This window comes from Pseudomonas sp. KCJK8993 (assembly GCF_046230915.1).
GTDB classification, from domain to species: domain Bacteria; phylum Pseudomonadota; class Gammaproteobacteria; order Pseudomonadales; family Pseudomonadaceae; genus Aquipseudomonas; species Aquipseudomonas piscis.
On the sequence record NZ_JBJJLO010000198.1, the window covers coordinates 1 to 4,997 of the forward strand.

General features: G+C 55.9%; 6 protein-coding genes and 1 pseudogene. 2 read left to right on the plus strand and 5 right to left on the minus strand.

The features are described 5' to 3' along the window. Nucleotides 1-704 (plus strand): annotated as a pseudogene (locus ACK6AU_RS31245) (nuclease); the annotation flags it as partial. 281 nt (nt 705-985) lie between these two features. Here ACK6AU_RS31245 and ACK6AU_RS31250 read toward each other — a convergent pair. From ACK6AU_RS31250 to ACK6AU_RS31270, 5 genes are all read right to left on the minus strand, one after another. Then, nucleotides 986-1,744, minus strand: coding sequence for a hypothetical protein (locus ACK6AU_RS31250; protein ID WP_409303569.1), 759 nt, complete (start codon nt 1,742-1,744; stop codon nt 986-988). Nucleotides 1,745-1,843: 99 nt separating this feature from the next. After that, the gene (locus ACK6AU_RS31255; RefSeq protein WP_409303571.1) at nt 1,844-2,227 is read right to left on the minus strand and encodes a hypothetical protein; all 384 of its coding nucleotides are present in this window, start codon (nt 2,225-2,227) and stop codon (nt 1,844-1,846) included. A gap of 322 nt (nt 2,228-2,549) precedes the next feature. After that, the gene (locus tag ACK6AU_RS31260; protein ID WP_409303573.1) at nt 2,550-2,825 is read right to left on the minus strand and encodes a DUF3077 domain-containing protein; all 276 of its coding nucleotides are present in this window, start codon (nt 2,823-2,825) and stop codon (nt 2,550-2,552) included. 312 nt (nt 2,826-3,137) lie between these two features. Next, nucleotides 3,138-3,401 carry a hypothetical protein gene (locus ACK6AU_RS31265; RefSeq protein WP_409303575.1) on the minus strand — a complete coding sequence of 88 codons (264 nt, stop codon included), beginning with the start codon at nt 3,399-3,401 and terminating at the stop codon, nt 3,138-3,140. A 20-nt stretch (nt 3,402-3,421) separates the two neighbouring features. After that, the gene (locus ACK6AU_RS31270) at nt 3,422-4,378 is read right to left on the minus strand and encodes a helix-turn-helix transcriptional regulator (protein WP_409303577.1); all 957 of its coding nucleotides are present in this window, start codon (nt 4,376-4,378) and stop codon (nt 3,422-3,424) included. A 180-nt stretch (nt 4,379-4,558) separates the two neighbouring features. On the opposite strand from ACK6AU_RS31270, the gene ACK6AU_RS31275 reads away from it, so the two are divergent. Beyond that, complete coding sequence (locus ACK6AU_RS31275; protein ID WP_185699252.1) at nt 4,559-4,987, plus strand: hypothetical protein; 429 nt, start codon at nt 4,559-4,561, stop codon at nt 4,985-4,987. Nucleotides 4,988-4,997 lie beyond the last annotated feature (10 nt).

A 4,997-nucleotide genomic window follows, 5' to 3' on the forward strand; every position in this document is an offset into this window, starting at 1 on the left:
CTCAACTTTCGCTATGGGTTAATTACCTATCCAGAACCATCTCTCAACCTATATTTTTTTGGCATGGCGAGACACTTACCAAGTTCTATATGGTCTTGCCCGAGTTGGATGGTGAAATTGAAACGCGCGGCCACTACTCTTTGACTGTTGATGAGTGCAAAACGTGTGGCTGCCTTACTCCGCATGGAGATACTACGAGAATCAAATGCGCCCTCTGTTACACGACGAAAATTAGACTTCTTCCACGTGATCAAGACGTCATGGACCGGATAGCCTTGTATGATGCGGTAATCACCTCGCGGCTGCCCAAAGCTCAGACTCTAGAGCTACGTCCCCATCTCCCGATAGAGGTGGCGGCAGCGGCGGCGTTGATGCGCGCGGATAGGAATAAGACTCGCAGCAAAGTCCTCATGGTTCAGTTACCTTCAGGACGAAACCTCTACACAACCGCCTTTGTTTTCACCCAGTCCAGGATTGCGGCATGCCCCGCAGGAACGATCATGTCCGTCGATGCGATCGCGGATGAAATTTACCACCGCTACAAAGAGCTGGGGCAGATCACCGTAGCTGAATGGCGCTCGATTGTTGCGAGCGCCTTTGCGACCTTCAAGCAAAAGGGTTATGTGGAACGAGTAGCCAAAAAGACTTACCTCCCGGTAGAGGATGACGAAGCCCCAACACCCAAACGATACAACGACGACTGATTGATGTTTGCGGAGAAGGGCTGTTACGAGGCCACTGAAGCAGCGTGATGGTGTTAACGAGCGTCGCTCAGCTTTCTGGTTCGGGCCAGCTTGAAGGACCCAAACCGCAAGCGAAGGTAAGCAGCGGGAGGGGGTACACCGCTTTTTTGCTTGCTGAAAACTAGCTGTCACGGGGAGGGAAGTAGAACTGCTGCCGTAGCCACTCGCTGAACTGGGCCTCGGTCAGCAGCGCGGGTTGCTCGCCCATTTCATCCCACACGCGATTAATCATGTGCTCCCAGTTACGGGTGAGCTCCATTAGTGGCGCTGCTGAGCTTTAGCCTTTCTATTGCCCTGGTGCATCCATGCTCGGCGGCTTTATTCATAAACCGCACCTGCTCTTGCTTAAGGTTTTGCGTCAACATTTGAGTCGCCATACTCATATAAAGGTTGGCGCGAAAACTTTTTTCGTCGAGCAACACGATTGGTTTGCTGTCAGAGCGGCTATTTCTATCGCAACTCGGCATCATCGTTGGCTGGGGGTAGTACCTGCTATACAGGGTTTCATCATTAGGCAACGCGTCGACAAGTGACCGATACCCAGGTGTTTTAACCTCATCGAAGCAATAGAAAAGCATCTGCAAACCCGCTGGAGTAAATCCGTTACTGAAACTGGATTTTAGGAGAGTGCAGACCTTTTCAGCGACTTGATCGCGAGATTCAAATGTCGACAACATTAGCGCTAGACGGTACTGCGCTGCTGGGTTGCCTTCCTCAGCAGAACGCTTGAGCAAAGGTACTCCTTCATTTACAAGCCGAAGCATTTCGTCTCTATATTGTTCTTTTTTTTGGTCGGGAACCTTTTCACTGACCGCTAACTGCTTTCGAAAAGTGAACATATCGTTTTGTACTTCATCGATTTTTTCTAGGTAAGGCAGCGCCTTGAAGTACAGTATCTCGCTTTCGGCGGATACTTTTAGATCACTTTCATTCGCACTTGCGAATGCAGCTAAAAAGACAGAAGCAAGAGCCAAAAAGCTCTTAATGGATGATTTTTCCACTGGGAACGTCCTTTGTATCTTCATTATGATTAAAACTAATGCTGAATCGCCCATACGTTGGTAAAAGACAGAATGACCGCTTCCAACCTGCTCAGTACTTCATTCTCTCCATGCTGAAAAACGATCTTCGTATTTGAAAACTTCAAACGGAGGAACTCGTCCATTGAGCATAACAGGCACGCTTATCGAGCTCCGATCGCCACATTCGGGAGGGTAAACCATCCATTCGACATCGTAATACCACCAACTACAATCAGAATCGTTGACTTTTTTTAATGCACAAGAATGAAATTTCGGCTCGGCATAGGGGTAAGCCCTAAGCATGTCGAAGAGAGCGAGCCTGGAAACCGCGATTGCTACTCGCGGAGACAACGGCGAAAAATCTTCATTTTCGTTCCATGGCGGATTGTCAGCGCCTTCGTTTGCACCAAAGGGGAATTTAAAAACTAACTCTTCAAAGTAATAGGAATAAATTTTTAGCATTAAAGACTCTTATTAGGTTAAGGATTTCCAAGCGACTCCAGCGATACAGTGCCGAATAATCGAATCGCATCACTTTATACGGATGGAGTAGAAAAATGTCGAGATCGGAAAACACTGAAATATGAAATACCTACGAGTTGATTTAGCTAGCCTATTGCGTCGATTGGTTGAATTCACAAATAAAAGTTACCGTTAGTACAGGCCCGCTATCGGCCAGAGGCGGTCATCTGCGCCTACGAGTTTCGGATCGACTCATGTTTCAAAAAAGCCGCTTACCAACCAGGACTAAGCGGCATCTCAATCTACCTCATATGTTGTTGCCTTAACTCCGAGTCCTTACGTCCCCCAACCCCACATCATCGATCACCGCCTTCCCCATCTCCGCCAAAAAATGCGAAGCCCAGGCATAACGCTCGCCCTGCTCTTCCATGGCGGCATCCAGCGCGAGTTTCTTGGCGTAGTACAGCAATGTCGAGGCCTGCTCCAGTGCCTGTTGCAGAGGCACTCCGGCGTTGACGCAAAACAGGCTGTGGTCGGTTTCAGGGCAGTTGCCGAAGGTGACAAAACCTTGGGTCTGGATCGGCTTACTTGAGTTCATTAGGCACCTCCGATCATGGGCTGGCGGAGGTTGCGCTTGAGCGCTGGGAAGAGAAACGAATGGCAGAATAAATCGGGCAGATGACCGGCAAACATGATTGAAACTCCTGATCGACAATGTGCCTGCATCTGATCGGGTTCTCAGGCCCGGTCGCTGATTTTGCAGCGACCGCAGCAGGCTAGGCGGCTGTGCCTACCAGGGCAATGCTCAAAGCGTCGCGGGTTATGTCCATCGCGCAAAGCCCCACGCGAACATAGGGCCCGATCCACGACTCAAGCCGTCGAGCAAATGTCGTGCGGTCAACCGCCCCCCTCACTCTCCGCGCCCATGGGCCACGGCCAGTGTCAACAAACGGGTGAAGTGGGCGATGGCGAAATACAGGTCATCCAGGGTGTCGCCATCCCACTCCTCCACCGCTTCGCGCTGGGCGGTCAGCGTGGCGATGCGCGCCTCGATCTCGACGATTTCCGCCTCGCCACACTGCCGGGCGATGGCCTCCCAGGCGGCCTGGGGGATGTTCTGCTGCACAGAGAGGCCAGCCTTGGCCTCAGCGATCAGCGCAGTCAATGTGCTCATGGTTCATCATCCTCAAGAGGCTAGGGCTTGCCGCGTTCCGCCCCTGGCGGGTGGCCGAAGTGGGCTTTATAGGCGTGGTTGAAATTGGCGGGGTTGGCGTAGCCCAGGCGATAGGCGATCTGCGCCACTTGCCATTTGCCCTGGCGCAACAGGGTGCGGGCCAGTTCCATGCGCTGCTGGCGCAGGTACTGCAGCATCGACTGGCCGAAGACCTGGGCGAAGGCCCGGCGCAGGGTGGTTTCCCCCACGCCCAGTTGCTGGGCCAGGGCCTGGCTGCCGGGCGGCTCGATCAGCTGGGCGTCGAGCAAGCGCCGGGCTTCGTGGGCCAGGTCCAGGCGGCCGCGCACCGTTGGCGGTGGTCCGGGGCGCTGGCCTTGCAGGTGCGCCGCCAGCTCCACCAGCACCGCCAGGCTCAGGCTCTCCTGGTGCAGGCGCTCCAGGGCGCCCTGGTACGGCGACTGGTATAGCCGTCGCAGCAGGTTGCCCAGGGCCTGGCAGCGCTGGAATTCGCTGAAGCACATGCCGTCGTCCAGCAGGCCGAGCAAGGGTTGCAGGCTGGAGTCTTCCTCGGCCAGTTCGCGCAGGTAATGCCCGGCGATGCGCAGCCCGGAGAGGCAGGCGTGGCTGCCGGCGGGCAGTTGGTCCACCGCTTCCATGGTCTCGCTCAGGCCCAGGGCGTGGGGCGCGCCGGGGGTGTAGTGGTTGAGCTGGCCATCGACCCGGTGCCGCCACTGGCCGTCGAGCACCTGGACGATGCACAGGCTGTCCGGCAGCACCTTGTGGATGCGCAGCGGCTCGGGAAATTGCAGGTTGCAGTCGAAGTACTGCACATGGGCGCGCACGGTGCGGGCGCGGTAGTGGCCGATGGCGCTGCCCATCACTCGGCGGGCAGTGGGATCGAAGACCCCGGCACGGGACAGGGCGCCGGGCCGGTCGAAGCGAAATTGGGTGTCGAGATAGGGGTTCCAGCATTCCATCGGTAAAGCGTGTCCATGACTGCCTGGTGTGCGGGGGGCAATGGTAACCCACTCACACTTTGCCCATCGCCACTTGTGAGCGACGGCATTTTTAGTGTGCGCAGCGGTCACAGTGCTTGGCAGCGCGGCCAGCGCCGACTTCAATAGCTGCCCCTTTTCAATTTCTCAGGAGCGTGAAGGATGCACTTGTATAGCCGATGGACGGCCGCATGGGCCATGGCGTTGGCCCTGGTGGCCGGGATGGCCCAGGCCGAGGAACGTCCGCAGGTGGCGGACAAGATGGTGGCCTACAACGGCCCGCATGGGGTGAAGGTCTGGACCCTGCGCATCGGCGAGCGCAGCGCCAACCAGGCGCTGGTGCAGGTGGAAGACGCTGACCATGACTGGAACATGCGCATCCAGAAGATGAACGTGGAACAGACCGCCCGCGACACCCGTTATTCCACCCAGGTCGACGGCCAGAAGTTCGTGGTGCTGGTGCTCCAGGATGGCTATGGCGAGCTGCACCTGCCGGGCCAGGCCAAGCCGCTGAAGGTGGGTTATAACGACAACCTGTCCAGCTATGGCAATGCCCAGGCCTTCCTCAACGACTACCTCAAGGCGCAATGACCCTCGAGCG

Excerpts from the sequence above, each read along its gene's own strand:
- ACK6AU_RS31255 (WP_409303571.1), bottom strand. The coding sequence starts at position 2,227 with ATGCTAAAAATTTATTCCTATTACTTTGAAGAGTTAGTTTTTAAATTC.
- ACK6AU_RS31260 (WP_409303573.1), bottom strand. The coding sequence starts at position 2,825 with ATGAACTCAAGTAAGCCGATCCAGACCCAAGGTTTTGTCACCTTCGGC.
- ACK6AU_RS31265 (WP_409303575.1), bottom strand. The coding sequence starts at position 3,401 with ATGAGCACATTGACTGCGCTGATCGCTGAGGCCAAGGCTGGCCTCTCT.
- ACK6AU_RS31270 (WP_409303577.1), bottom strand. The coding sequence starts at position 4,378 with ATGGAATGCTGGAACCCCTATCTCGACACCCAATTTCGCTTCGACCGG.
- ACK6AU_RS31275 (WP_185699252.1), top strand. The coding sequence starts at position 4,559 with ATGCACTTGTATAGCCGATGGACGGCCGCATGGGCCATGGCGTTGGCC.